Source organism: uncultured Pseudoteredinibacter sp., assembly GCF_947500695.1.
Taxonomy (GTDB): domain Bacteria; phylum Pseudomonadota; class Gammaproteobacteria; order Pseudomonadales; family Cellvibrionaceae; genus Pseudoteredinibacter.
Genome location: NZ_CANMSS010000011.1, coordinates 109107 through 134871 on the forward strand (window position 1 = coordinate 109107; position 25765 = coordinate 134871).

Here is a 25765-nt window from a genome sequence, read left to right on the forward strand (position 1 = left end):
TCTACAAAGTCTTCAGCGAATCTACAAAGCCTCAGCGAGCTTATGAAATCTCAGTAAAAAATAACACTACTGACGTTTTATCTTGCGCTTACGCCGACGCCCGGGCTGTTTTTGCTGGGCTATCGCCCAACTAAAGTGCTCGTGCAATACTGCATCAGCTTCGGGTAATTTTTCTTCTAATGCTTTAATGATTAAGGCATCGCTGCCGGCATTGGCCAGACCAATACTTAAGTTTCTTTGCCAGCGTTGAAAACCGATCCGGCGTAGAGGCGAGCCGGCAGTGCGCTGTAAAAACTCTTCCTCTGTCCAGCTGAATAATTCTAAAAGATCGCTGTCATGAAGTTTGTGGCGCGGCAAAAAATCTTGCTCTACGGTGTTATGGGCATATTTATTCCAGGGGCAAATGGCTTGGCAGTCATCGCAGCCAAATACGCGATTGCCCATGGGGTCGCGAAATTCTTCGGGAATGATTCCATCAAACTCAATTGTTAAATAGGAAATGCAGCGTCTTGCATCTAATACATAAGGCTCAGGGAAGGCATCAGTAGGGCAGACTTGCAAACAAGCCTTGCAGTCTCCGCAATGCTCCTCACTGGGTTTTTTATTAATGGGGAGTTCTAGGTTGGTGAATATTTCACCAAGAAAAAACCAGCTACCCACCTCCCTGTCGATCAATAAGGTATGTTTTCCTGTCCAACCAAGCCCTGCTTTTTCAGCCAGTGGCCGCTCCATTACGGGGGCGCTATCTACAAAGGCTCGAGCGCCGTGTTCGTGCCCGATAAAATCTTCAATTTGTTTGGCGAGTAGACTTAAGCGTTTACGTATTAATTTATGATAGTCACGCCCTAAGGCATAACGAGAAACATAGGCTTTGTTAGAGTCTTTCAGCACTCGAATGGGCTCGGTAGAGGGCGGCAGATAGTTCATTCTTGCGCTGATCACCCGCCGGGTGCCCGGCAGTAACTCTTCAGGGCGGCTGCGTTTATTGCCGTGCTCACCCATCCATTGCATATCGCCTTGGTAGCCTTTATCCAACCACTGTTTTAGTTTGCCTTCTTGCTCTTGCAGATCTATATCGCTGATGCCGACTTCCTGAAAACCCAGCTCTCGCCCCCAAATAGGGATCATTTGCGCGAGTTGCTCAAGTTTATCTGGCTTAGTCATAGAGTGTGCCTATCGCCTGCAGCTGTGGCTTGGGTATAATTCGATAACAACATTGGTGAGTCTTGGGCTATTAATGAATCCGCAGGCTCAATAGATAGAGAAAACCATGCAAAACCATACGCAAAGCCCCGCTCTTCCGAGCGCATTATATACTGCTGAACAAGTAAAAGCCTTGGATCAAGAGGCGATTAATCGTCTTGCTGTGCCCGGTATAAAATTAATGAAAAGAGCTGGCCGAGCCGCTTTTGAAAAATTATTAGAGCATTGGCCAGATCTCGATAGTCTGACGGTTTTTTGTGGCGCTGGAAACAATGCCGGAGATGGCTATGTGGTGGCGGCGCTAGCGGCTCAAAAACGAATTGCTGTTGATATCGTGCAATTGGCCGATCCAGAAAATTTGCCAGCTGATGCCCATAAGGCTTATCAGTTTGCACGACAGGAAGGTGTGATAATGGCGCCTTTCCAAGAGCATGGTGGCATCGCTGGTGAGGTGGTGGTTGATGCCCTGTTGGGGATCGGAAGCCGTGGCGCGCCACGCGGCGACTATGCTGCAGCTGTTGCCCAGATTAATGAAGCTAATAAGCCTGTAGTTGCGCTGGATATTCCATCGGGCTTATGTGCCGATACAGGTCACGCTGAAGCCGCGGTAAATGCTGATATCACAGTCTGCTTTATTGGTTTAAAGCGCGGCCTGTTGACTGCCCGAGGCCCTAAACATTGTGGCCAGCTTTATTTTGATGGCTTGGGGGTGGCTGACGACTGCAATTCTCAAGTCGCTGAAGTGGAAAGGATGAGCAGCGCTCAACTATTGGAGCGCTTACCGGCCCGTGAGGCCGATGCCCATAAAGGTCGCTTTGGTCATGTTTTGGTGATTGGTGGTGACCATGGCTATGCCGGTGCGGCTTTACTATCTGCAGAGTCGGCCGCGCGCTGTGGCGCAGGTTTGGTTAGTGTGGCTACTCGAGCCGAACATATTGCCGCAATTGTCAGTCGACGCCCTGAGTTAATGGCGCAGGCGGTGGTTTCAGGTCAAGAGCTTATGCCATTGTTGGAAAAAGCCTCTGTCGTGGTTATCGGTCCGGGCTTGGGGCGCAGCCCTTGGTCTGAGCAACTTTTACAGCAAGCTTCGGATTACTGTGCTGAACAAAATGTGCCGATGGTGATGGATGCTGATGCCTTGAATATGTTGGCTGAGGCTCGTGTTATCGAGGGTGCCAGAGACAACTGGGTATTAACTCCACATCCTGGAGAAGCGGCCCGCTTATTGGCCTGTGAAATCAGCGATATAGAACAGGATCGCTTTGCCAGTGTTGCTAAGCTGCAGCAAAAATATGGCGGCGCGGTGCTGCTAAAAGGCGCGGGCAGTCTAATTTGTTGTCATCAAGCGGCGATTGGCCTAGCCAGTGTGGGTAACCCAGGCATGGCAAGCGCAGGCATGGGTGATGTCTTAAGTGGCGTTATTGCGGCCCTGATCGCGCAAGGTATGTCCCCTGGTGATGCTTGCCGCTTGGCAGTGTGCTTACATGGTGACGCCGGTGATTTGGCGGCCGATGAGTTTGGTCAACGAGGCATGCTTGCCGCGGATTTGATCCCCTACTTATCTGAGTTATTGGCGCAAGTTTGATGGTGAGACTTTGATGGTGAAAATTGTTAAAGAGTTGGCAGATGAGACTGCCAGCCTTGAGTTGGCTGCTGAGTTTTCAAATGCCTTGCAAGAGCAGTTAAGTACAACAAAGGAAGAGCTTTCGCTGAATTTTCCAGATGGCTTGGTGGTTTTTCTTTTGGGTGATTTAGGCGCCGGAAAAACGACCTTTAGTCGCGGTATTCTGCGTGGCTTTGGCCATCAAGGCGCCGTTAAAAGCCCCACTTATACGCTAGTTGAACCTTATGATTTAACTGTGCCGGTGTTTCACTTTGACCTGTATCGCTTAGCGGATCCAGAAGAGTTGGAATATATGGGGATACGAGATTACTTTGCTCCAGGGCATCTATGTTTGATCGAGTGGCCGAGTCGAGGGGAAGGCTTTTTACCAGAGGCGGATATTGTTATTGAGATAACGGTTCAGGGAACGGGCAGGAGCATAGAGTTACAGGCACAGAATCCCGCTAGTGAACGAATTTTGAAAAAGCTGGCCTAATAAAAAACGGCTTTCTAGTAGGGTGTTAACAGCACATAAAAAAAGCGGCTATACTAGAGCTATTAGTTCACCTTTAAAGACTAGCAGCATAAGCTAGCTATAAGGCCATTTAACTGCCATAAGTAGCAGTGAATTAATTATAAAAGAGCGTGTGCATCTGCGGTTTTCTCGCAGTTGTGTTTGACCATAATCGGGGGAAGCGATGGGCTTTCGAGCAAGTAAAATTTTGCTGCCTAAATCATTGGGTTTAGGGCTTCTCCTATTGTCTTTACTACATACTTCCTTCCTGCAGGCCAAAGCTCAAATTGAAGGTGTGCGTTTGTGGCGTGCGCCAGATCATACCCGGGTTGTATTTGACCTATCGGGTCCTTTAGAGCATAAGTTGTTCAGCCTAGAGAATCCTCATCGCTTGGTTTTGGATATGGAGTCTGCTGGCAACCAATTTGCACTTGCTGACATCGATCTTAGCAAGACACCTATTCGACGCATTCGCAGTGGCGCGCGTGATAAGCATGATTTACGTGTGGTGCTGGATCTCAATGAGCAGGTGAAGCCGCGTAGCTTTTTATTGAAAAGCCACGGCGATAAACCTGACCGTTTGGTGCTGGATCTATTCGATAAAAATCTGCGCACTGAAAAAAAGTTGGAGCAGAGCCAGCCCAGCCAAAAGCGTGACATCATTATTGCAGTTGATGCAGGGCATGGTGGTGAAGACCCTGGCGCTATAGGGCCAGGCCGCCTGCGAGAGAAAAATGTAGTGATGGCTATCAGCAAAGAGCTGGTGCGCCAAATCAATCAGGTGAAGGGCTACAAAGGAAAGCTGGTTCGCACTGGCGATTACTATATCGGTTTACGAAAACGCCGGAACATTGCTCGCGATATGCGCGCCGATTTATTTATTTCAGTGCACGCGGATGCCTTCAAACACCCTAGTGCGAGTGGTGCCTCGGTGTTCGCCTTATCTAGACGTGGTGCAACCTCAGAAACAGCTCGCTTTCTCGCCCGCAAAGAAAACGAGGCCGACTTAATCGGTGGTGTGGGAGGCGTAAGTTTAGAAGATAAAGATGAGGTCTTAGCGGGTGTTTTAGTGGATCTTTCGATGACCGCTAGCTTAAGTTCAAGCTTGCAGGTGGGCGATAAAGTACTCAAATCGATGGGTAAGATTGCCAAGTTACATAAGCGCCGTGTTGAACAGGCTGGCTTTGCGGTGTTGAAGTCGCCGGATGTGCCTTCGATATTGGTGGAAACTGGCTTTATTTCCAATCCTAAAGAAGCTAAAAACTTAGGCAGCAGCCGTTATCGTAAAAAGATGGCCAGCCAGATCTTTAAGGGGGTTAGGACCTACTTTGATGATAAACCACCAGTAGGCACTTACTTGGCATGGGTGAAAAACGGTAAGCAAAATGGCCGCTCCAAAGAGTATATTATTGCCAGTGGCGATACACTGTCTGGCATTGCTGTGGAATACAAAACCTCGGTAGCGGCTATCAAAAAGGCTAACAAGTTAAGCAGTTCCCGTATTCGGGTTGGCCAGCGCTTAAAAATCCCGACTTCTTAAGCTCCGTCTTAGTCTCGCTTCTTGCTTCCTTCTAGCTTCCTTCCGAAAGGTTCAGCTCATATTCTTTGGGGGTGATAAACTCCTCGAACCTCGTTACACTTCCCGCCTTGTCTGTACGGATCTATTGCCCATGTCGAAAATCAAGCTACTTAGCCCCCGCCTTGCTAACCAGATTGCCGCTGGTGAGGTGGTCGAGCGGCCCGCTTCTGTGATTAAGGAACTGCTGGAAAACAGCCTAGATGCCGGTGCCACTAGAGTTGAAGTAGAGATTGAAGCTGGTGGTGTTAAATTGATGCGTGTTAGGGATAATGGCGGCGGTTTGGCAAAAGAGGATTTACCACTCGCGCTCTCTCGCCATGCCACCAGTAAAATCTATGAGCTAGATGACCTTGAGGCTGTGGGGACTTTGGGTTTTCGTGGTGAGGCTTTGGCGAGTATTAGCTCGGTTTCTCGTTTAACTCTCACCAGTAATTCTGGGGAGGCTGGACAAGCCTGGCAGGCCAGTGCCGAGGGGCGGGATATGGTCGCTGAGCTTAAGCCTGCTGCGCATCCACAGGGCACTACGGTCGAGGTGCGGGATTTGTTTTTCAATACTCCGGCTCGCCGAAAGTTTTTGCGTACAGAAAAAACTGAGATGAATCGCATCGACGATGTCATTAAGCGCTTAGCGATGTCACGTTTTGATGTCAATTTTGTGCTGCGTCACAATGGCAAAGCTATTCACAATCTCCCTGTTGCCAGCAATCAGCATGAAAAAGAACGTCGCCTAGCGCAGATCTGTGGCCCAGCGTTTATGGAAAATGCGGTGCACTTGGATATCGAACGCAGTGGCTTGCGTTTATGGGGTTGGGTCGCCTTGCCAAGCTTCTCCCGCAGCCAGGCGGATATGCAGCACTTTTATGTCAATGGGCGCGCCATTAGAGATAAGTTGGTAACCCACGCAGTAAGGCAGGCTTATCAAGATGTTTTGTATCATGGTCGCCACCCGGCGTATGTCTTATACCTTGAGCTAGATCCGGCTACTGTGGATGTCAATGTTCACCCTACCAAGCATGAAGTTCGCTTTCGCGATAACCGTATGGTGCATGACTTTTTGTTTCGAAGCTTGCATCGGGCTCTTGCCGAAGTTCGCCCAGATGATCAATTACCGAGTGCTGATGCCAATGTTCTACAGGCCACTACAGCACCGATTAGCGGTGTAGCGGCAGGGGAGTTTAAACAGCAGGAGGCGATGGATTTCCGTGCCCAAAGTGCTGGCTTTAGCAGTGCCAATATGACGCCAAACCAGTCCAGCTTTGCACCATCCTCTGCGCCTGCTTATGCGCCGGAACGTCCTGCCGAGCATCAATTGCGTGAGCAGATGGCAAACTACGCTCAAGTTGTTGCGCCAAGTTCACAGGGCGGCTCGCTAGAAAATATTGAAACACAAGACGAACAAATTCCGCCATTGGGCTATGCGATTGCGCAATTAAAAGGCATTTATATTCTGGCTGAAAATGCACAGGGAATGGTTGTTGTTGATATGCACGCCGCTCACGAAAGGGTGGTGTATGAGCGGATGAAGATTTCTTTTGCCGCCGAAGGCATTAAAGCTCAGCCCTTGTTGGTACCGCAAAGTTTAGCGGTAAGCCAAAAAGAAGCCGATTTTGCTGAGCAGTTTAGTGATAACTTTAGCTCATTGGGCTTTGTGATCGAAAGAGCGGGCCCAGAGACTTTGTTGGTTCGCCAGGTTCCGATGATGTTGCACAAGGCTGATGTGGAAACCCTGGTGCGAGATGTGCTGTCTGATTTAATTGAGTACGGCGATAGTCGTCGTATCACCGAGCACGCCAATGAAATTATGGCGACTATGGCCTGCCATGGATCTGTGCGAGCGAATCGCAAACTTAGCATTGCAGAAATGAATGCTTTGTTAAGGGATATGGAGGCCACCGAGCGCAGCGGCCAATGTAATCACGGGCGTCCAACCTGGTCGATGCTAAGCCTGGACGAAATGGATAAGCTCTTTATGCGGGGACAGTAAGGGAATCGTTTTCCCTTTGTTGTCTCTGGGCATTTAACAGTTCAATAAGTTCTTTCTGTGTAAGGGGTTTGGCGAATAGATAGCCTTGACCATAATCACAGCCATTTTGATTTAGGAACTGATGTTGCTCTGGGTTTTCGATGCCCTCTGCAACAACCTTCAGTTGCAATTTGTGAGCCATGGCGATTATCGCCGCCGTAATTTCCATATCGCTCTGGCTGCTAGGAATGTCCATAACAAAGGAACGGTCGACTTTTAGGATATCTACTGGCAGTGATTTCAAGTAGCTTAGGGAAGAGTAGCCGGTACCAAAATCATCTATCGATAGGGTAACCCCTAAATCACGTAGCTTTTGCAAAAGCTCAAAGCTCTCTTCCATATTGCCCATTACCATGGATTCGGTAATTTCCAGCTCAAGATGCTCGGTCGGGAGCCCAGTGGCTGCTAAGGTTTTTTCTACTGATCTTAAAAAGCCTGGGTCGGTAAATTGTCGAGCCGAAATATTTACCGCCACCTTAATGGGGGGTAAGCCAGCCTGTAGCCAGCCGGCAACTAAACGGCAGCTTTCTTTTAGAATCCATTCGCCCACGGGAACAATTAAGCCGGTCTCTTCTAGTGTGTCGATAAACTGATCAGGGTATTGCATGCCCTTGCTTGGGTGGTTCCAGCGGATAAGGGTTTCCATGCCGCATATCTCACTGTTGTGGATATGCACTTGGGGCTGGAAATACAATACAAATTCTCGATTGGCCAGAGCGCTACGCAATTCGTTTTCAAGTGACAGCTGGCGGGCCGCTCGCAGGGTAAGCTCTTTGCTAAACGGGCAGTATTTATTACGGCCCATGGCTTTCGCCTGATACATTGCTAGGTCAGCGTTTTGAAGAAGCTCTTCAGTGCTGATGCCATCATGAGGGGCAACAACGATTCCAATGCTGGCAGAGATGTTAATCTCGGTTCCAGAAATATGGATCGGCATAATTAAGGTGCTGAGGATATGAGACGCCAATGCGTGAGTCTCGCTGGGGTCTTTTACGGTATCAATTAGAATGCAGAACTCATCACCGCCCAGACGGCCAACAACATCTGCCGCACGCACACAAGATTTTAAACGGTTTGAAACAATACCCAGTAATTTGTCGCCGGCGCTATGGCCAAGCGAATCATTGATGCGTTTAAAATTGTCCAAGTCTAAAAACAATAAAGCGAAACCTGTTTGATTTCGTTTGTAACGTCGTTGGCGCAGTTTGATTTCTTTTAAAAAACAATACCGATTCGCCAGCCCAGTTAGATTATCAAACATGGCTAAGTTTTTAAGCTCGTCAGTGCTTTCTTGTAACTGCATTTGCAGCTGATCCAGCTGGGTGGATAACTCGCCCTCGGCTTCCAGGAGTTGGTCAACTTCATCAGCAAAGAAGCGGCGTGGTTTTTGCTTTTTTAGTAAGCTAGATGCCAGCTCATATTCCCCTTTGATTAAGGTACGCATAATTTTAGTTTGACGGATCATGCGATTAAGCGGGGAGAGCATCATAATGTACAGTGCAATACAACCTATCAATAGCGGGCCAATAATCTGGCTGAGCGACTGCTGCTCGATATCCTGGGTTGCCTGAACGGATTGACTAATGTCGGCTAGGATAACGAAGCTCAAGCGAGCATCCATAAACTGCGGCATCGAAAAGATACTGATGTCGTAAGTTCGATTATTTGAAGATACACTTTGGCTTGTGCCGATGCTGTCGGTGAAGCTGCTTTGATGCGAAAGTCTAATAATATGGGCTAGATTCTTCTGCCTTTGAGTTAAGTGCAAAATAGATTGCGCCCACTCGGGGATGTCAGGATTTTTAATATGCGGGCGTCGACTAATAATACCGATATCGGTTTTGGTAACTCGGCGAAAATCATCCAGCATTTGACTAAGCTGAACATCGATTTGGATCAAGAGCGGGCCGCGGGGGCCAATTAGTGGCACCAGTATGGATTGCAGGCAGTGGCTTTCACAGCTTATCTTTGAGCCCGATTGGGTTCCGTTTAAGGCTTGCTTGATCAAATTGTCTGGCATTCCGGGCGATTGCCCCCAGCTGTTTAATTTCTTGCCGCTGTCAGAATAAAGAGTGATGCCTTCAATTCCCCAGTCTGCTTGCAGATACAGCCAATAGCGAGCAATAACCTGCTCTAAGTTTTGGCCTGGGTTGGATTTCATGGCTTCCGGAATACCGCTGGCGACTTGCTTTAAATGTTGTTCAGACTGGGTGATAAGGCCGTTAAGTAAGCTGATATGTTGTTGATGAATTTCCGCGCGCTCATTGGCGTTAGCTTTGCTCGCTCTTTGATCAATAAAGTAAAAGAAGACGCCACATAAAAATGCCAGTAATAGACTAACGGCAAGAGTGGCTTTCCATCTTAGACTGATAAACATTGTGTACTCTTGCTGGCTTTAGGCATTGGGGCTGTCTTTTTGGCTGTTGCTCAGCCGTCCTAGAGGATTCCGCTAGGGGTGCCGGCGATGCGGCTCCCATTTATTTTCAATCCATTGTTACTGCGACACGTGCAGCGATCTTTGCGCCGCACTCCTAAGCATAGTCTAGTATTAGAATCATTTACTGCATTATTGGCTGCTACGCTTAATGGTAATACCTTTTTGCAGCGCATGACGTTGGAACAGGCGATTATCCCTAAATAACAGACTAAATTATGGGGCGCTGTTCAAAAATGGAAACCTTGTCATGCTTACTTAACGATTATCGGCAGATAAGCCCTAATTATTAAGTTCTATATAGCCAGTTTTTGCACTAAATAGCGCGAAGGTGAGAGAATAATTTAATTCGCAGTTATACTGAATATATGACGTTTACTATATCTTTTGGAGATAGCACCCTGCCACAAGTAGTGTTTTTAATGGGGCCGACGGCCTCTGGCAAAACGGCCCTTGCCTTGGAGATAGCAAAGCAGCTGCCGGTAGAGATTATTAGTGTCGATTCCGCCTTGGTCTATCGCGGAATGGATATTGGTTCGGCTAAACCGAGTGCTGCTGAACTTGCACAAGTTCCGCACCATTTAATTGATATTCGAGATCCTGCCAGCCCGTATAGCGCTGCCGATTTTCGTGTCGATGCCGAAGCTTTGGTTGAGCAGATTATCGCTCGCGGCAAAACCCCTGTTTTGGTGGGTGGCACCATGCTTTATTTTAAGGGCCTTCTTGAGGGCATGGCTGACATGCCAGCGGCAGATCCTACTATTCGTGCAGATATTGAACAGCTGGCACAGCAGCAGGGCTGGCCAGCTGTGCATGCTGAGCTTGAAAAAGTGGACCCTGTAGCCGCTGCGGCCATTCATCCGAATCATTCTCAGCGCCTCAGTCGTGCTTTAGAGGTGTATCGATCCTGCGGCCAGACCATCACCGAGTTGCGCAGGCAACAGCAGGCGGGTGCAGGGGATAGTTTTCAAGACCGTTACCAAGTATTGCAAATGGCCATAGCACCGCACGATCGAGGCTTATTGCATCGGAGAATTGAGCAGCGATATCGACAAATGATCGAGCTGGGCCTATTGGATGAAGTAAGGGCAATGTACCGACGGACTGATTTACATGTCGCCTTGCCATCTGTGCGAGCCGTGGGCTATCGTCAAATCTGGCAGTACCTAGATGGTGAGTTAACCCTGGATGAAGCTGTGGAAAAAGCCATTGTGGCAACCCGTCAGTTGGCGAAAAGGCAATTGACCTGGCTAAGGGGCTGGCCTGAACTAAACTGGGTTTACATAGACAAAGAAGATGGGCAATTGTTACCGGAAGGTGAAATTATCGCCCAAGCAATGGGATTTATTGCCCGAAAGGACATATAATGTTTATGTCAGTTGTAAAAGGCCTCATTTGAGACCTTTATTACGCTTGTTTCTGCCTCTTTTGAGCCGTCCCCAGCGATTTTTGGCTTTGAAGAGTGTTTTTGCAGGAAGTTTTTTGCTTATTTTTAAGGAGAATAACAATGTCAAAGGGGCATAGCCTACAAGACCCTTACCTGAATGTGCTTCGTAAAGAGCGTATTCCAGTGTCCATCTACTTGGTAAACGGTATTAAGTTGCAAGGCCAGGTCGAATCTTTCGATCAGTTTGTGGTTTTGCTAAAAAACACCGTTAGCCAAATGGTTTATAAACATGCAATTTCTACGGTTGTTCCTTCTCGCCCAGTTCGTGTGCCTATGCTGAATCCAGCAGCAGGTGAAGGCGAAGAAGGTTAATCAAAGAGGGTAACCTTGTTTTTTGATCGACCCGATTCAGGTGAGCTGGCGGTTCTGGTTCACCTGGATCTCTCTCGCAGTGATGATTCAGACGACCCGCGTGAATTTGAAGAGCTAGTGCTTTCAGCCGGCGGAGACCCAGTTGCTTTTGTAACTGGCCAGCGTCAAAGTCCCACCTCAAATTTTTTCATTGGTAGTGGCAAGCTTGATGAGCTCAAGCAGCTAGTGCAGCTGCATGGTGCCCAATTGGTTATTTTTAACCATGTGTTGAGCCCCAGCCAAGAGCGTAATCTTGAGCAAGAGCTCGAGTGCCGAGTGCTAGATCGCACCGGATTGATCCTAGATATCTTTGCCCAGCGCGCCCGCACCCACGAAGGTAAATTGCAAGTTGAGTTGGCGCAATTGCGTCATATGTCTACCCGCTTGATTCGAGGTTGGACTCACCTTGAGCGCCAAAAAGGTGGTATCGGCCTGCGTGGCCCGGGTGAAACGCAGCTTGAGTCAGACCGTCGGCTTTTACGTGGCCGTATTACGACCATCGAAAAGCGCTTGGAAAAAGTACGCAAGCAGCGTGACCAGGGGCGCCGCTCTCGCCAGCGCGCAGATTTACCCACCGTATCGTTGGTAGGCTACACCAATGCGGGTAAATCGACCTTATTTAACATCATTACCGAGGCCGGTGTTTATGTAAAGGACCAGCTGTTTGCAACACTTGACCCTACCATGCGCCGTGTTGAGTTGGACGGTGTTGGTGCGGCGGTACTTGCAGATACGGTAGGTTTTGTTTCGCATTTGCCTCACAAGCTGGTAGAAGCATTTAGAGCAACACTCGAAGAGGCGGCCAATGCGGATTTGTTGTTGCATGTTATCGACGCCGCAGCCGAAGAGCGTGATCGTAATATTGAGGCGGTGGCTGAGGTCTTGGATGAAATCGGCGCCGGAGAGATTCCGTCGCTGAAAATCATGAATAAAATTGATTTGATGGGCTTGCCAGCTCGTATAGATCGAGACGATACCGGTCAGCCGGTGGCCGTTTGGCTCTCGGCTCAGAGCGGTGAAGGTGTGGACTTGCTCTTGCAGGCTATTGCTGAGCGAGTCGGCCGCGATATGATCCATCAAACCTACAGCATGGCGGGCATAGATGTAGCGGCCAGTGGGCGTTTGCGCTCTCGCTTTTATGCCAACAACGCGGTGTTGGCAGAAGGCTATAATGACGAGGGCGTCATGCAGCTTGAATTGCGGATGCCGCGTAGTGATTTTTGTCGAATCTTAGCCGCAGAAAATTTAAAAGAAGCCGATGTTGAAATAGCGGCTAATGCTACAGGCTAAGTTTTACTTTGTGCTTTTTGCCGCAATTTAGCGTAGTACTGCGCTATTAAGTTGCGTAAGTTTGCTTGTAAAATGGCGTATCAGCCTTATATTGATGAATAACAATTCACAGGTGGTTTACCGCCTTTTGACTGGAGAAACTCTATGGCCTGGAATGAACCGGGTGGGAACAATAAAGACCCTTGGGGCGGTGGAAACCGCGGCGGTGGCAATAAAAACGATGGCCCGCCGGATTTAGACGAAGTGTTTAAAAAACTCCAGGATCGCCTCGATAGTGTCTTTGGCGGTAATGGCGGTGGTAGCTCTTCCAGTAAGGGAAGTGGCTTGCCATTTATGCTGATCTTTATTGTTCTGGGTGTGTTTTACATAGTTCAGAGCCTCTATCAGATTGATGAGCAGGAACGTGGTGTCGTTTTGTTTTTAGGCAAATATGACCGCACTATGGGGCCGGGATTGAAATTTGCTCCGGCTTTTATTGAGCAGGTTGTGATTGTAAATGTTACGAAACAACGTACTCATGCAGCTCAGTCTTCAATGCTGACGAAAGACGAAAATATCGTTCAGGTTGATTTGTCGGTGCAGTACAACATTGCCGACCCGGAGGCTTACACCCTGCGTGTAAGAAACCCGGACGGCACTTTAGTGCAGGCAACCGATTCCGCCTTGCGCCATGTTGTCGGTTCATCACGCATGGATGATGTGCTAACGGTGGGTCGAGAAAAGATTGCCCAGGACGTGCAGATTCGCCTGCAGGAGTATTTGGACAACTATCAAACCGGTATCTTGGTCAGCAAGGTAAACATGGAGGGCGTTGAGCCGCCACGTGAAGTGCAAGACGCCTTTGATGATGTGATTAAAGCTCGAGAGGACAAAACTCGTACCGAAAACGAAGCTCAGGCTTATGCCAATGGCATTATTCCTGAGGCGCGAGGTAAGGCCCAGCGTATGGTGGAAGAGGCTAATGCCTATCAAGCCGAGGTAGTTAGTCGTGCGAAAGGTGAGGCAGAGCGCTTTACCGATCTTTTAGTAGAGTACAAAAAAGCCCCAGAAGTAACCCGTGAGCGCATGTATCTAGATGCGGTTGAGCAGGTGATGGCGCGTTCATCCAAAGTGATGATCGATGTGGAAGGTGGCAATAACATGCTGTACTTACCTCTGGATAAGATTGCCAAACCAAGTGGTAGTAGCTACCCATCCAGTCAGGTGGTTTCACCAGATGTGGTGCGTGATATTAAGAACCGTGTGATCGACGAGTTGCGTCGTGATGCTGCGGCCAGTCGTCGTAGGGAGGCTCGCTAATGAGTACTAAAACGTTATTTGGCTTACTGCTCATGGGGCTGGCCTTACTGATCGGCTCTAGCAGTTTGTTTATAATTAATGAAACTGAGCGTGCGGTAATGCTGCGTTTCGGAGCTATCGAAAAAGCCGATATAGAGCCAGGCTTAGGTTTCAAAGTGCCTTTTATGAATAATGTTCGTCGCTTTGACGCACGGATACTGACTCTAGATTCACCTCCTGAGCGTATTTTTACCATTGAGAAAAAAGCTTTGATGGTAGACTCTTTTGCTAAGTGGCGCATTGCTGATGTTGGTACTTACTATCAAGCAACCTCAGGTGAGGAGCGTACAGCCGTACGTTTGCTTAGCCAACGCGTAAATGAAGGCCTGCGTAACCAGTTTGGTGGCCGCTCACTACAAGAGGTGGTTAGTGGTGAGCGTGATGAACTGATGGCCGACTTAACCCGCGATCTGAATGAGATTACTCAGAAGGAAATCGGCGTTGAGCTGGTCGATGTGCGAGTGAAGAAAATTGACTTGCCTGAAGATGTTAGTGGCTCGGTATATGACCGTATGACCTCAGAGCGTGAAAAGGAAGCCCGTGATTATCGTGCAAAAGGTCGTGAACAGGCTGAAGTTATCCGCGCTGATGCAGACCGCCAAAAAGCCGTACTTGAGGCCGAAGCTTATCGTGAGTCTGAATTGATTCGTGGTGATGGTGATGCGGAAGCGGCGTCTATTTATGCCGCTGCTTATAATCAAGACCCTGAGTTCTATTCATTTGTGCGCAGCTTGAATGCCTATAAGAACTCCTTTAAGGGTCGTGAAGATATGTTGTTGGTGGATCCAAAGAGCGATTTCTTCCGCTATTTGAACAATTCCCAAGGCAAATCTTCCAAGTAAGCCTTAAATAGACCATTGTCCATGAGGAAATAGCCCAAGGGGCTATTTTCCATGGCAAAGAAAATGGTAAAATCAGAAAAACCGGGCCTTGGTCCGGTTTTTTTGTGTGTGGGCCAAAAACGGCCCTGAGAAGAGTAGGTTCGCAAGTGGTGAGCTGGGCTTGTCCAGCTCCATTAGTGTTTGGAGGGTGATCCCTAACGACGCTGTCACCATCGGCACCACCCGGTCGTACAAGGGCCCGGTGAATGATTCACACATTCGTAAATTCCTAGCTTTTATAAGTTGGGGCGGGATCGTGATAAGCGTCCCGATAAATGTACCTGAATTAATTAAACGTGAAGGATTGTCACCATGAGCACTGGCCCGGCCAATGTCGACCGCTGGTTATTGCCCGATGGCGTGGAAGAGATGCTGCCCGCTGAGGCGGCAAAAATCGAAGCTTTACGCCGCCGTTTGATCGATACCTATCGCAGTTGGGGTTATGACCAAGTTATTCCCCCGCTGATTGAATACACAGATTCGCTACTGATTGGTCTTGGGCATGATCTTGATCTGCTGACCTTTAAAATGACCGATCAGTTAAGTGGCCGCACCTTGGGTATTCGCGCGGATATTACTCCGCAAACTGCCCGTATGGATGCCCACAGTTTTCGTCGTCAGGGGCCAAATCGCCTCTGCTACGCAGGCCATGTTCTGCACACCAAGCCAAAGGGGCCACTGGCCACTCGCTCGCCGATTCAAGCGGGTGTGGAGCTATTTGGTGAGGCAGGTTTAGACGCCGATATTGAAGTGGTTTCCTTAATGTTGGAAACACTCAAATTAGCTGGAATTGAAAAAGCCAATATCGACTTAGGTCATGTTGGTATTTATCGCGCTGTTGCCGAGGCTGCCGGCCTGGATGAGCAAGAGCAACAAACCTTTTTTGACCTGCTGCAACACAAAGCGATCTCAGAACTGGAACAATGGCTGGAAGGTTTATCGCTGTCCGCTGAGTATATTGATTTGCTACAGATGATGCCGCGCCTCGCTGGAGATCAGTCAGTGTTGGCCAAAGCTAGGCAGTGGTTCCAAGGTGTATCTGAAGATGCTTTAGCTGCGCTGGATGAGTTAGAGGCTATTGCGCAAGTTATCGAGCAGCGTTATCCGGATACCCAGATGTACTTCGATCTTTCTGAGGTACGTGGTTATAACTATCACACAGGTTTGGTGTTTGCGGCTTATGCCGATGGCGTTGGTCAGGCGATTGCCAATGGCGGCCGTTATGATCACATTGGTGAAGTGTTTGGCCGTGCGAGGCCCGCGACAGGTTTTGCTGTTGATGTGACTAAGTTGGCGCAGTTGTTGGAATCGAGTCCTGCTGAAGTGAAGGGCATTTACGCCCCAGCCAGTGAAGATCCCGCTCAGTGGCAGGCAATTCAAACATTGCGCAGCCAAGGTGAAAGAGTAGTTTGTGGTTTGGCCGATCAAGTGGCCATCCAAGAAGAGTTGGCCTGTGATCGCCAGCTAGAGTTAATTAATGGCGACTACCAAGTCGTTGAGTGGCGTTAAGCCAGCAAAGCTTTATACAGTTAAGAGCGTGAAAACATGGGCAAGAACGTAGTTATTTTAGGCACCCAGTGGGGCGATGAGGGTAAGGGTAAGATTGTTGATCTACTTACTGATCAAGTTTCCTTGGTGGCTCGCTTTCAGGGTGGTCACAATGCAGGCCACACTTTGGTTATTGAAGGTGAAAAAACCGTATTACACCTGATTCCATCGGGTATTTTGCGCGATGGCGTAACCTGCATGATTGGTAACGGTGTGGTGTTGGCTCCCGATGCTTTGTTAAAAGAAATGGCTGAGCTGGAAGCTAAAGGCGTGCCGGTACGCGAGCGTTTGCGCTTGTCACCATCTTGCCCTTTGATCTTGCCTTACCATGTTTCTTTGGATCAGGCTCGTGAAGCTGCACGCGGCAGCAAAAAAATCGGTACTACTGGTCGTGGTATTGGTCCTGCCTATGAAGACAAAGTAGCTCGTCGCGGTTTGCGTTTGGGTGACTTAATGAATGCTGATCGCTTCGCGACGAAGCTAAAAGAAGTGTTGGAATACCATAACTTCGCGATTGAGCATTACTACAAGGCTGAGCCTTTAGATTACGATAAAGTTTTGGCCGATGCTTTGGCTTGGGGCGAGGAGTTACGTCCATTAGTCGCTGATGTAACCGATATGCTGCACAATGCTCGTGAAGCTGACGAAAACATTTTGTTTGAAGGTGCTCAGGGCTCTTTATTGGATATCGATCATGGTACCTACCCATTTGTAACTTCTTCAAATACCACTGCAGGTGGTACAGCTACTGGTTCTGGCTTTGGTCCACTTTATTTGGATTATGTTTTGGGTATCACTAAGGCCTATACCACGCGTGTTGGCTCTGGTCCTTTCCCTACCGAGCTGTCTTGTGAAGTTGGTAAGCACTTGGGTGTTGTTGGTCATGAATTCGGTGCAACCACTGGTCGTGAGCGACGCACAGGTTGGTTCGATGCGGTAGCGGTTAAACATGCTATTCGTATTAACTCTATCTCTGGTTTGTGCCTAACTAAGCTTGATGTTTTAGATGGCTTAGAGAAGGTGTGCATCTGTACGGGCTACCAAGATAAAGCGGGCAATGCTATTTCTGTACCTTTTGATGCGGAAGGTTGGGAAGAAGTGCAGCCAATCTATGAAGAGATGCCAGGTTGGACTGAGTCTACTGTGGGTGCTCAATCGATTGATGTCTTGCCGCAAGCGGCGCGCGATTATATTGCGCGCTTGGAAGAGCTTGTTGGTGCGCCGGTTGATATCGTTTCAACAGGCCCTGATCGCGTAGAAACCATTATTTTGCGTCAGCCATTTGCGTAATAATTAGTTTGTTCGTGAAGTTCAAAACGCCTGGCTTATGCTGGGCGTTTTTGTTTCTGGGTTGTACAAAGGAGTAGATGTCTGGCCGCTTTTTGCCCCTGTAGAGCCTAATCTGGAACGAGCTCAATCCGTGGATTCGCACCATCCGGCGGTGAAGAGTTTTTGCAGTACTATCGGTTAATCTCCAATGTAGATTTTAGTCCCCGATCATAAGATGAAGAACCGTAGAGCAGCACGGACGCTGCGAAGTCGAGCGCCCTTGGACGGTTTAAGCGCGTTCTACATCTTATGATCGGGGGCTAAAAGCGGTCAGGAATCCGCTCTACCTACAGAGTTTTCGTTGTAAATTAACATTGCCAGCAACGGCGGGAAAAGCAACCAAAATCCTGAGGCGGGCATTAGAGTTACCCCAAGGCAATTAATCACCAATAAGACTATGGCTATCGTCTTGGGTACGGCTTGGCCATGCTTCTCAATGCTCAGCACCAATAGACCAATTACAAACAGCAAACATCCGAACAGTAAAAACCATGTGGCAAGGCTTTGTTCGATATTATTGATACCGTTTATAAAACCTTGCTGCCCAATTTCTTGCAGCTCCTTAGTAAAACTGCTGATGCCAAAGAGTGTGTGCAGTAGCGCAACCACAATAATCCATATGCCTTTCCAGTTTTTCATATTAGCCCTTTATTATTCTGTGTTGGTCTTAGCTTAAGGCCTTTGAGTTTATAATGGTATTTTAAATGCCTTAAGATAGCTCAAATTAGTGATATCACGATTGTGTTAATCTTTCTTGAAGCGAGGCATACTGTCTGCGTAGGTATAAAAAAGAAACTGAACTAAGAAGTAGCGAGCATTGCGATGTACAAAGCTGCCATTTTTCCTGTGTTACTAGCTGTCATAACTCTGGCGGTATTTCCTATACAATTAGCTGCGGCTAATTTACATGCCAGTACGAGCTCTGTTCCTCCATACGTCTACCAAGACGAAGGGGAACTATCCGGTTTGGCTGTTGAAATTATTCGTGAACTAGAACGCCGCCTAGATTTACCCCCTATAGATATTCACATTCAGCCTTGGAAGCGTGCGCTGCGTGATGCGGAAGATGGGCGAAGTAATTTTGTGTTTATGTCTGGGCCAGATAGCGAGCGCGAGCGATGGGGTGACTATATGAGCAGCCCTATCATTGTTGAGCGCTATAAGTTGTATCGTCTTAAAACGAAGGCTATCAGTTTGGCAAGCGATTATCAGCAAGCGAATGCCTATCGTATTGGCACCGAACGAGGCTGCCTTTATGGTCATGGGATTTTAAGAAGAGCAATTGACCAGAAATTTTTTAGCAATACTATCTCCAGTGATACTGAAGCCAATTTGAAAATGCTGCTGACGGGTCGGGTGGATGTGATAGCTGGAGATGAGAGAAGAGTTCTCTGGAATCTAAAGAGGATGGGTATTGAAGATAAAGTTGTTGCGAATAGCTTTATTGATAATGCGCAAGAGCTTGTCCTAGAATGGCCCACTTACATTGTTTTTTCAAAAAAGCGCAAACAAAAAGCTCTGAAAGCTCGTTTCGAAAAGGCTTTGCTAGAATTTAAGCAAAGCCAGTCCTATTTAGAGCTGTTAAAAAAATACCAGTCTAACTGATCGCTTTTATGCTAATCATGAAAGCGAACGGTTTCTCCATTGCTGGCGTGCACCAATACTTCTACGTCTTCAATTTTATCGGCAAGCTGTAGTTCACCAAAACCGGCATGATTGTACAGTGTACGGCTGTTTTTGTTGTTGGGGCGCCTGTGTTTGATGCGCATTTTTCGGCGTTGAGTAAACCAGTTTAAAGGTGACTTTGAGCCGTAGAATAGGCGGTTTAGTCTATCCAGCCAGCTCAATAACTTACCAGGGAAGGCATTCTTAAAGCCACTCGCGGTAGCCTGCAATATACGAGGGCTATTTTTTCTAAAGCGCAAGCTAATGTCATAGGCAAAGGAGTAATGCACATCACCAGAGAGGATAATAAAGTTTGGTGGTGTTTTGCCATGCAAAAATATATTTAGCATGACATTGGCTGCGCCAGGATGTGCCATCCAGTTTTCGGCATCCACTAAAAGTGGCTTGCCAAAGAAGGTAAATATTCGTTGAATGACTTCGATAAGTTTCACCCCAAATACTGGTGCAGGTGAAACCATGATGACCGAGTCTTCGCCAATCAGTTCTTGCTGTAGTTCGCTAAGGCTTTCCCAATCCATTAGTCCTGAAGGTTTTCCTGGGCTGCTTTCTGAGCGCCAGCGATGAGTACGAGTGTCCAGTACGATGACTTTGGGTTTGGTATCTATGCAGTAATGCCATTCTTGCCAGTCTAGAACGGTGTCGATAAGTGATTCATGTTGCTCGATACCATTTTGGGTAAAACAATGGCGAGTATCTTCTCTTAAGTCTTGCAACTTTTCTGGACGGTTTCCCCAGGCTTGGCAAAGCCAGTACGCGATTAGGGTGTTGCCGATAATACGCCGCGACAAGGGGTTGTTGTAAGCAGCTTCTTCCCAGCCTCGGGTTAGGTTCCAGTCGTCGGTGACATCATGGTCGTCAAATATCATATAGCAAGGCAAGCTAGCGAGTACTCGCTGAGCTTTGGGTAGCTCACGAATAAAACCGTCGAGTATTTGTTTTTCCTGGTCATAACGAGCTAAATATTCGGCAGGAATTTTTTCTCTGGCGCTTTGCCAGTTGATCAGAGGCCAAAGATTAGGAGACCAGCAAAGCAGGTACATTGCAATGCTCTCGGCCAATGTGATTAAGTGGTTATGCGCACCGGCCGAAGTGAAAATTGGTTTGCGAGCGCCGCGGAAAAAGCTGTCGGTAACTTCCTGATTACTTTTATCTTGTGGCAGTAATTTCTCTCGCTGGTAGTAACAGTACGGGTGGTCCAGCAGAGCCGATTGGCTATTGGCCATCGCACCTTCCCAGGATTCTGTAAACAGGCCGAGCTGATCGATAAGTTGGTGAATTGCCGCGAGCATTGGGCCGGCCACATCGTCGGCGTAGATTTGATCGCCGCTCATCATTAGTAATGCAGGTCTTTCGTCGCTGCTTTTCATTTCGGCTAAACGATCATCCATGCTGGCGATAGCATCGCGCTGTGGGTGATGGGGCTTGCGACAGGAGCCGTGCCAAATGCGGTCAATTTCGCTCTTCAGGCGAAAGCGGGTGGCTTCATCGCTACTGTATTTTAGCGATGAATTGAATGCTTCGCTCAGAACTGTCAGTTGATAAAAGTAATCCTGCTTAGTGCTCAATGCCACTTTTACACTAAGTAATTGGATAAAGCAGTGTTCACCAAGCTGAATGTGATCACAGTTGTGCTCATCAATGTTAATGCTTTGCTTATCGCCTTTTTCACTTTCAATAATGAGCTGGCCAGTAAGCGGCTGGCTTGTAGCAATCCATAAAGTGAAATTTTCTTGGTCAATATGGCGCAGTATTGGGCCTGCCAGTACATCAGGCAGTGTGGCTGTGTCTTGCATTATTCTTTAGCCCTTTTGGGATAGCATCTGGTTTAAAATCTGACAGTCGTTAACAACTTGTGCCGCGTAGCTTTTTGCCGCGTCGACAATACTTTCCTCATGCCCTTGCAGTTTAGCTTGTACAGCCTGCTCAAATAATTTTGATCTTCGATCACCTCGGCAATGGGCTAATGCCAAAGCTTTTCCGCAAGCTGATGCGTAATCGGTAAAACCACCTTTACAGGCCTTTTTACCTAGGGCGATATCTTCCGGATCAAATCCTAGGCGAGCATGATGGCGAGAGCGTATTAACCAATGGCCATCGCGCCACTCAGTTTCGTCGAGAACCATATCGGGCGAGCGCTGCATTCGGCGCTGGCACATTACCGTTAGGTGGGCAGGGTTCAAACGATTATTTGGGCTTAGATCTGGGAAGTAAAGTATTGGAGCGGCTTCACGCTGCTGTTTAACTTCTACCAGATGACAGAGTTCCAGTTGGTCGGCATTGGCATCTTTTGGACCAACCAAAAGATAGTAGCGATCCATATTGACCGATCCTGTGCCAGCATTAAGGCGTTTTACGATATCTAAGATAAAGTCGTCCACAAAAGGCGACAAATCATAATGAATGCTGTCGTATTCTTCAGGGCTTAATGCTTCAAGGCGATCTGGACGATTAGCAAAGCATAGTGGAGAGGCTTCGAGATCTACAGACTTTGCTATAGCACTTTTACGATAAAAATCCTCTCCCTTGGCAGAGCGTCGCTTGGCTTTGTTAAAGCTCTTAAATAAAAAATGTTGTTCGTCGACTCTATCCAGGCCGTCTTGATAAAGTTTACTATCGGAGCTGAGGCAGCTGTCCACATAGCTGCGTACAAAAGCCAGTGCAGCAAGCTCGGCGCCTTCTTGGCTAACAAAAGCTTTTCCCCTGCCTCCTTCGGCTTCGACTCGCCCTTCGCTAATAGCCTGGCAATGATCGGCACATAGAAACAAACTGCAACTGAATCGAATGAGATCCCAGCTCGCTTGCCCCATGCAGGCATCGTCAAAATCATTGGGGCTAAAAATAATATCGCTACTATGGGAGCCCTCTTCACTGAGAAAGCCAAAATTGGAGCTGTGGCAATCACCCATAATTGTGGTTAAAGGCATGTCCAAAAGGTTTTTTGGGGCCGCTAATCTACCCGAGACAATATCCTGATAAAACAAAGGTGCTGAGCCGCGAAAAAAGATAAAGGGACTGCGGCTCATCTTGTGATGCTTGGGAATGCCTAATTGTTGATCAACCCGCTCAAGACAATCTTGGATTTCTTGTGCTCTGGCTTTTGATTGGGGTCGGTCTTGGCTGTGGCTTGCTGACATGCTTTCTCCGTCTAGAATCACTAACGAATATTTAGACGAGTGTAGCAGGCTAAGGGTTGAAGGGATAAGGTAAGGAAATGCAAATGAGTTGTGTGGCGCAGCTGGGGCGAGAGGGCACAATCTATGGAGTTCGCTTGATCCTGTTATCCAGGCATTCCCCGCTCCTGCGCCGTCCAGGTGCCCACGGGATACCGCTTTTCCGTAAGCATATGCCCGCTCTTGCGCCGTCTATGGCGCCCGCTTGATACTGTCATCCAGACATACCCCGTTCCTGCGCCATCCGGGCGCCCACGGGATACCGCTTTTCCATAAGCATAAAAAAACCGCTAGGCCTTGTGGCTTAGCGGTTCAAAAAAATCTCTAAATATTAGAGAAGAAGCGATGATGAAACTGACTGATAAGTAAGCCTCGCAAGCTTACTTAGTTAAATCCTGTACGGCGATGAAGGCCAACAGGGCTAGATAAATACCGAACGCTGCTTGCAACATGTGTCTAATCTCCTGCTTAGTGGTTTGCGGCGAGTTATTCGCTGCTTTCTTTAAGATGTGTGTAGTCTAGTTATTGGCCTGTTATGTTTCCAATGGTTTAAATTACTGACTATAATGAATTCAATTCATAACAAGATAAAAACGATATAAATAGCGATGGATACACGTCAGCTGGCCAGAATGGACTTAAATCTTCTGGTGGCATTTCAGGTTTTGTTGGAAGAGCGCCATGTTTCAAGGGCGGCCGATCGCCTTTTTATTACTCAGTCGGCGATGAGTAAGACCCTAGGGCGTTTGCGGGACCTCTTCGATGACCCACTCTTTACCCGCAGTTCTCACGGTATGGTGCCAACCCCAAGGGCTCTAGAGTTGCAGTCACAGGTGCAGGGGGTCTTATCCCAGGTGCAGTCGATTACCGCTGGGCAGCAATTCGATCCCAAAACCTATGAGGGGGAGATTTCAATTGCGGTCTCAGAATATGTCGGTGTTGTGCTACTGCCGGCACTTATGCAGCTATTGCAACAAGAAGCACCTTTATTGCGGGTCACGACCTTATCTCGGGTAGAGTTGCAGTTGGATGAGCTTACTGATGGTGGTTTGGACTTCGCCATCCATGTGCGTCGCAGTCACTATCGCCCGGAGTTTAACCTCAAGAATTTAGGGTCCACCAAGCCCGTATTGCTGGTGCGTAAAGGGCACCCTCTATGGCGTCAGCGCAAACCTGACTGGAAGGATATCAGCCAGTACCCTCGTGTTGCTTTGTATATGCCCAATGTAGAGGAAATGGAGCTGATTGATCAGGTGGGTGAGGTGTTCTATCAAATGGAGCATGATATGCGCGAAGTGTTTGAAACCTCCCACCTGTATACAGCTATGGAAGTCGTACGCCGCACCGATTGTATTATGATGGGGCCGCCCTTTCTAACTGACTTCGCGCAATTTGGTGGTGGCTTGATGAGCCTGCCCATCCCTACTCACCAAGAAGTACAAATCAATTATGTCTTGGTGTCTCATAAGCGGACGGAGAATTCGCCATTGCATAGTTGGTTGGCTGAAAAGATTGTTGGTTTATCGCAATTATTCAATGTAGAGCCAGAAGAAGATGACAACCCCTATTCGGCCTTTGGGCGAGCAGGGCAGCGCGGTCGTTGGACAAGGTCTTAACATACAAGGTTTTAACAAAGATGGGCAATATTCTAGAGCAGCTTAAATCTGTTGATGCTACCCCCTTGTTTAGCTGTCTTAGCGAGGCTGGCCCGCTGTCCTTGCGTCAGACCGAGCAGTATCGCTTTCTGGAAGTAGATGGCTTTATGCAAAGCGTGATGGATTTGCAGCAGCCTACAAAGGCTTGTTTGCCTCATGCCCAAGTCATCAATCTAGCGCAGCTTGCTAGGCCAGAATCAATCTTGATGGCAGGTCTTGGTGGTGGCGATTTGCTGCGTCAATTTGCCTTGCCGATAGGGACCAAACAGTTCACTTGTTGTGAAATTTGCCCTGACATTATCGAGGTTTATCAAGTTTATTTTGCTAGCCACTCTCCTGTTGATGGTCTGCAGTTACTGCAAGAAGATATCAATGATTTTATTCCCCAATGTCAACGACAGTTTGATTTAATCATATTGGACGTTTTTGCTGGAGCACGGCAGCCCGAATGTTTGCAGCAGGAGAGCTTTTTTCAAGAGTGTCACAGCTGCTTAAGTGATGATGGACTTCTTGTTGTGAATGTCAAAGTAGAGCAACAGTCGCAGTTGTTGCAGCTAGCTTTGGGCTTAAGGCGAGTCTTCGATAAAAAGATATTAATGGTGCCAGTTCAGCATTGTGACAATGTCATCGTGTTTGCTTTTAAGGGGAGCCCCTTTGCCGAATCTAATGCCGATTTTGTTGTGCAACTGGATGAGCTTAATTCCACCTTGCCCAGCCCGGTGCCTCTCACACTGGGTGAGCTGCAGGCATGCAATGTTCAGCTAGAGGGTGGGGAGCTTGAACTGTGGCATATAAAAAATAATAAGTAGCGAGTGAAATATGTATCAGCGTATAAAAGAGATTGCCAATGATATGCACCATGGTAAGGGGCATTTCAATGAGCTCTTAAGCGAAAAAGAGGGTGCTGAAACAATCCATTTTTATCATGCAACGGGTTATCCCTTTGGCAGTTATGCCGATATGCTGTCGCGCTTGTCTGATGATTATAATATTTTTGGTTTGGCCCATCGTGGTTGCTGGGAGGATCAAGCCGAGCCACAAGCCAACATTGCCTGGCATAATTATGCCGATGATCTTATCGAGTTTTTAGACAAGCAAAAGCGTGGCCCAGTTATTGGTATGGGGCACTCGATTGGTGGCGTTACCACAATGTTTGCAGCAATCAAACGGCCTGATTTGTTTTCCAAAATAGTTTTGATAGATCCAGTATTTGTAGCGCCGCCGCTTTGGTATATGTCGCGCTTGGCGCGCCTGTTCAATAAGCCTGTGCCAATGGCAGCCGTGGCAAAAAAGCGTCCAAATCAATGGGCAAGCCGAGAAGAGGCTGTTGATTTTCATCGCTCTAAGAGAGCATTTAGCCGTTTTACCGAGAAGTCCATGGAGGCCTACGGCCATTTCGGCATAAAGGAAACAGATAAAGGATTTGGTTTGCGTTTTAGTCGTGACTGGGAAGCGCATATATACAGTTCAGTACCTTATATCTGGCGCCAGCTGTCCAAGTTGAAATTACCCGTGCTGGGCTTGCGGGGAGAGTTTTCTGACGTGCTGATGGATAAGTCTTGGGGGCGCTGGCAAAAACTGCGTCCGCAAGATCAGTTGTTTAGCTTGTCGGAAGCTGGCCATATGCTGCCCCACGAAAGGCCATTGGAATGCGCTGAGCATATCAAAGAGTTTCTAAGCAGATAGTTGATTATTAGCGCTTTCTATTGTCGCT

21 protein-coding genes are annotated in these 25765 nt (G+C 47.9%); 16 read left to right on the forward strand and 5 right to left on the reverse strand.

The window, feature by feature from the left end; all coding sequences use genetic code 11:
- Nucleotides 1–66 precede the first annotated feature (66 nt).
- Nucleotides 67–1164 (reverse strand): tRNA epoxyqueuosine(34) reductase QueG, encoded by a 1098-nt coding sequence (gene queG, locus Q1A08_RS17770; protein ID WP_299775392.1) that lies wholly within the window; start codon nt 1162–1164, stop codon nt 67–69.
- A 106-nt stretch (nt 1165–1270) separates the two neighbouring features.
- Between queG and Q1A08_RS17775 the strand changes: the two genes are divergently transcribed.
- From Q1A08_RS17775 to mutL, 4 genes are all read left to right on the forward strand, one after another.
- Entirely contained in the window at nt 1271–2788 is a 1518-nt protein-coding gene (locus tag Q1A08_RS17775; RefSeq protein ID WP_299775394.1) for an NAD(P)H-hydrate dehydratase, read from the forward strand.
- A gap of 13 nt (nt 2789–2801) precedes the next feature.
- Entirely contained in the window at nt 2802–3302 is a 501-nt protein-coding gene (tsaE, locus tag Q1A08_RS17780) for a tRNA (adenosine(37)-N6)-threonylcarbamoyltransferase complex ATPase subunit type 1 TsaE (protein ID WP_299775395.1), read from the forward strand.
- Nucleotides 3303–3504: 202 nt separating this feature from the next.
- Entirely contained in the window at nt 3505–4860 is a 1356-nt protein-coding gene (locus Q1A08_RS17785) for an N-acetylmuramoyl-L-alanine amidase (protein WP_299775397.1), read from the forward strand.
- Nucleotides 4861–4990: 130 nt separating this feature from the next.
- Nucleotides 4991–6883 (forward strand): DNA mismatch repair endonuclease MutL, encoded by a 1893-nt coding sequence (mutL, locus tag Q1A08_RS17790; RefSeq protein ID WP_299775399.1) that lies wholly within the window; start codon nt 4991–4993, stop codon nt 6881–6883.
- Here the strand turns inward: mutL and Q1A08_RS17795 are convergent.
- On the reverse strand, nt 6867–9299 hold the full coding sequence (locus Q1A08_RS17795; RefSeq protein WP_299775401.1) for an EAL domain-containing protein: 2433 nt from the start codon (nt 9297–9299) through the stop codon (nt 6867–6869). The genes mutL and Q1A08_RS17795 overlap by 17 nt on opposite strands.
- 87 nt (nt 9300–9386) lie before the next feature.
- Between Q1A08_RS17795 and Q1A08_RS17800 the strand changes: the two genes are divergently transcribed.
- The 8 genes from Q1A08_RS17800 to Q1A08_RS17835 all read left to right on the forward strand — a co-directional run bounded on the left by Q1A08_RS17800 (nt 9387) and on the right by Q1A08_RS17835 (nt 17501).
- Nucleotides 9387–9563 (forward strand): hypothetical protein, encoded by a 177-nt coding sequence (locus Q1A08_RS17800; protein WP_299775403.1) that lies wholly within the window; start codon nt 9387–9389, stop codon nt 9561–9563.
- A 161-nt stretch (nt 9564–9724) separates the two neighbouring features.
- Nucleotides 9725–10723 carry a tRNA (adenosine(37)-N6)-dimethylallyltransferase MiaA gene (miaA, locus tag Q1A08_RS17805; protein WP_299775405.1) on the forward strand — a complete coding sequence of 333 codons (999 nt, stop codon included), beginning with the start codon at nt 9725–9727 and terminating at the stop codon, nt 10721–10723.
- 140 nt (nt 10724–10863) lie between these two features.
- Complete coding sequence (gene hfq / locus Q1A08_RS17810) at nt 10864–11115, forward strand: RNA chaperone Hfq (RefSeq protein ID WP_166850557.1); 252 nt, start codon at nt 10864–10866, stop codon at nt 11113–11115.
- Between the two features lie 15 nt (nt 11116–11130).
- On the forward strand, nt 11131–12444 hold the full coding sequence (hflX, locus tag Q1A08_RS17815; protein ID WP_299775409.1) for a ribosome rescue GTPase HflX: 1314 nt from the start codon (nt 11131–11133) through the stop codon (nt 12442–12444).
- A gap of 144 nt (nt 12445–12588) precedes the next feature.
- Nucleotides 12589–13743 (forward strand): FtsH protease activity modulator HflK, encoded by a 1155-nt coding sequence (gene hflK, locus Q1A08_RS17820; RefSeq protein WP_299775411.1) that lies wholly within the window; start codon nt 12589–12591, stop codon nt 13741–13743.
- Nucleotides 13743–14624: a protease modulator HflC gene (gene hflC, locus Q1A08_RS17825; protein WP_299775413.1), complete on the forward strand. Its 882-nt coding sequence runs from the start codon at nt 13743–13745 to the stop codon at nt 14622–14624. Before hflK ends, hflC begins: the two co-directional genes overlap by 1 nt.
- A 351-nt stretch (nt 14625–14975) precedes the next feature.
- Nucleotides 14976–16172: an ATP phosphoribosyltransferase regulatory subunit gene (locus Q1A08_RS17830; protein WP_299775415.1), complete on the forward strand. Its 1197-nt coding sequence runs from the start codon at nt 14976–14978 to the stop codon at nt 16170–16172.
- Between the two features lie 36 nt (nt 16173–16208).
- Nucleotides 16209–17501 carry an adenylosuccinate synthase gene (locus tag Q1A08_RS17835; protein ID WP_299775417.1) on the forward strand — a complete coding sequence of 431 codons (1293 nt, stop codon included), beginning with the start codon at nt 16209–16211 and terminating at the stop codon, nt 17499–17501.
- 309 nt (nt 17502–17810) lie between these two features.
- Here the strand turns inward: Q1A08_RS17835 and Q1A08_RS17840 are convergent, their stop codons facing one another.
- Nucleotides 17811–18179, reverse strand: a complete 369-nt coding sequence (locus Q1A08_RS17840) for a DUF6463 family protein (RefSeq protein WP_299775419.1) — start codon at nt 18177–18179, stop codon at nt 17811–17813.
- Between the two features lie 183 nt (nt 18180–18362).
- Between Q1A08_RS17840 and Q1A08_RS17845 the strand changes: the two genes are divergently transcribed.
- A complete protein-coding gene (locus Q1A08_RS17845) occupies nt 18363–19145 on the forward strand; it encodes a transporter substrate-binding domain-containing protein (RefSeq protein WP_299775421.1) in 783 nt (260 codons plus the stop codon).
- Between the two features lie 11 nt (nt 19146–19156).
- Here the strand turns inward: Q1A08_RS17845 and Q1A08_RS17850 are convergent, their stop codons facing one another.
- Together Q1A08_RS17850 and Q1A08_RS17855 are read right to left on the reverse strand one after the other, a co-directional pair.
- Nucleotides 19157–21019 (reverse strand): alkaline phosphatase D family protein, encoded by a 1863-nt coding sequence (locus Q1A08_RS17850; RefSeq protein WP_299775423.1) that lies wholly within the window; start codon nt 21017–21019, stop codon nt 19157–19159.
- A 6-nt stretch (nt 21020–21025) separates the two neighbouring features.
- Entirely contained in the window at nt 21026–22360 is a 1335-nt protein-coding gene (locus Q1A08_RS17855; protein ID WP_299775425.1) for a DUF2252 family protein, read from the reverse strand.
- A 644-nt stretch (nt 22361–23004) separates the two neighbouring features.
- Between Q1A08_RS17855 and Q1A08_RS17860 the strand changes: the two genes are divergently transcribed.
- From Q1A08_RS17860 to Q1A08_RS17870, 3 genes are read left to right on the forward strand one after another with little or no spacing between them, the layout of a single operon-like run.
- Nucleotides 23005–24012: a LysR family transcriptional regulator gene (locus Q1A08_RS17860; RefSeq protein WP_299775427.1), complete on the forward strand. Its 1008-nt coding sequence runs from the start codon at nt 23005–23007 to the stop codon at nt 24010–24012.
- A 20-nt stretch (nt 24013–24032) separates the two neighbouring features.
- Nucleotides 24033–24860, forward strand: a complete 828-nt coding sequence (locus tag Q1A08_RS17865) for a fused MFS/spermidine synthase (RefSeq protein ID WP_299775429.1) — start codon at nt 24033–24035, stop codon at nt 24858–24860.
- Between the two features lie 10 nt (nt 24861–24870).
- Nucleotides 24871–25737, forward strand: a complete 867-nt coding sequence (locus Q1A08_RS17870; protein WP_299775431.1) for an alpha/beta hydrolase — start codon at nt 24871–24873, stop codon at nt 25735–25737.
- The last annotated feature ends 28 nt before the right edge of the window (nt 25738–25765 follow it).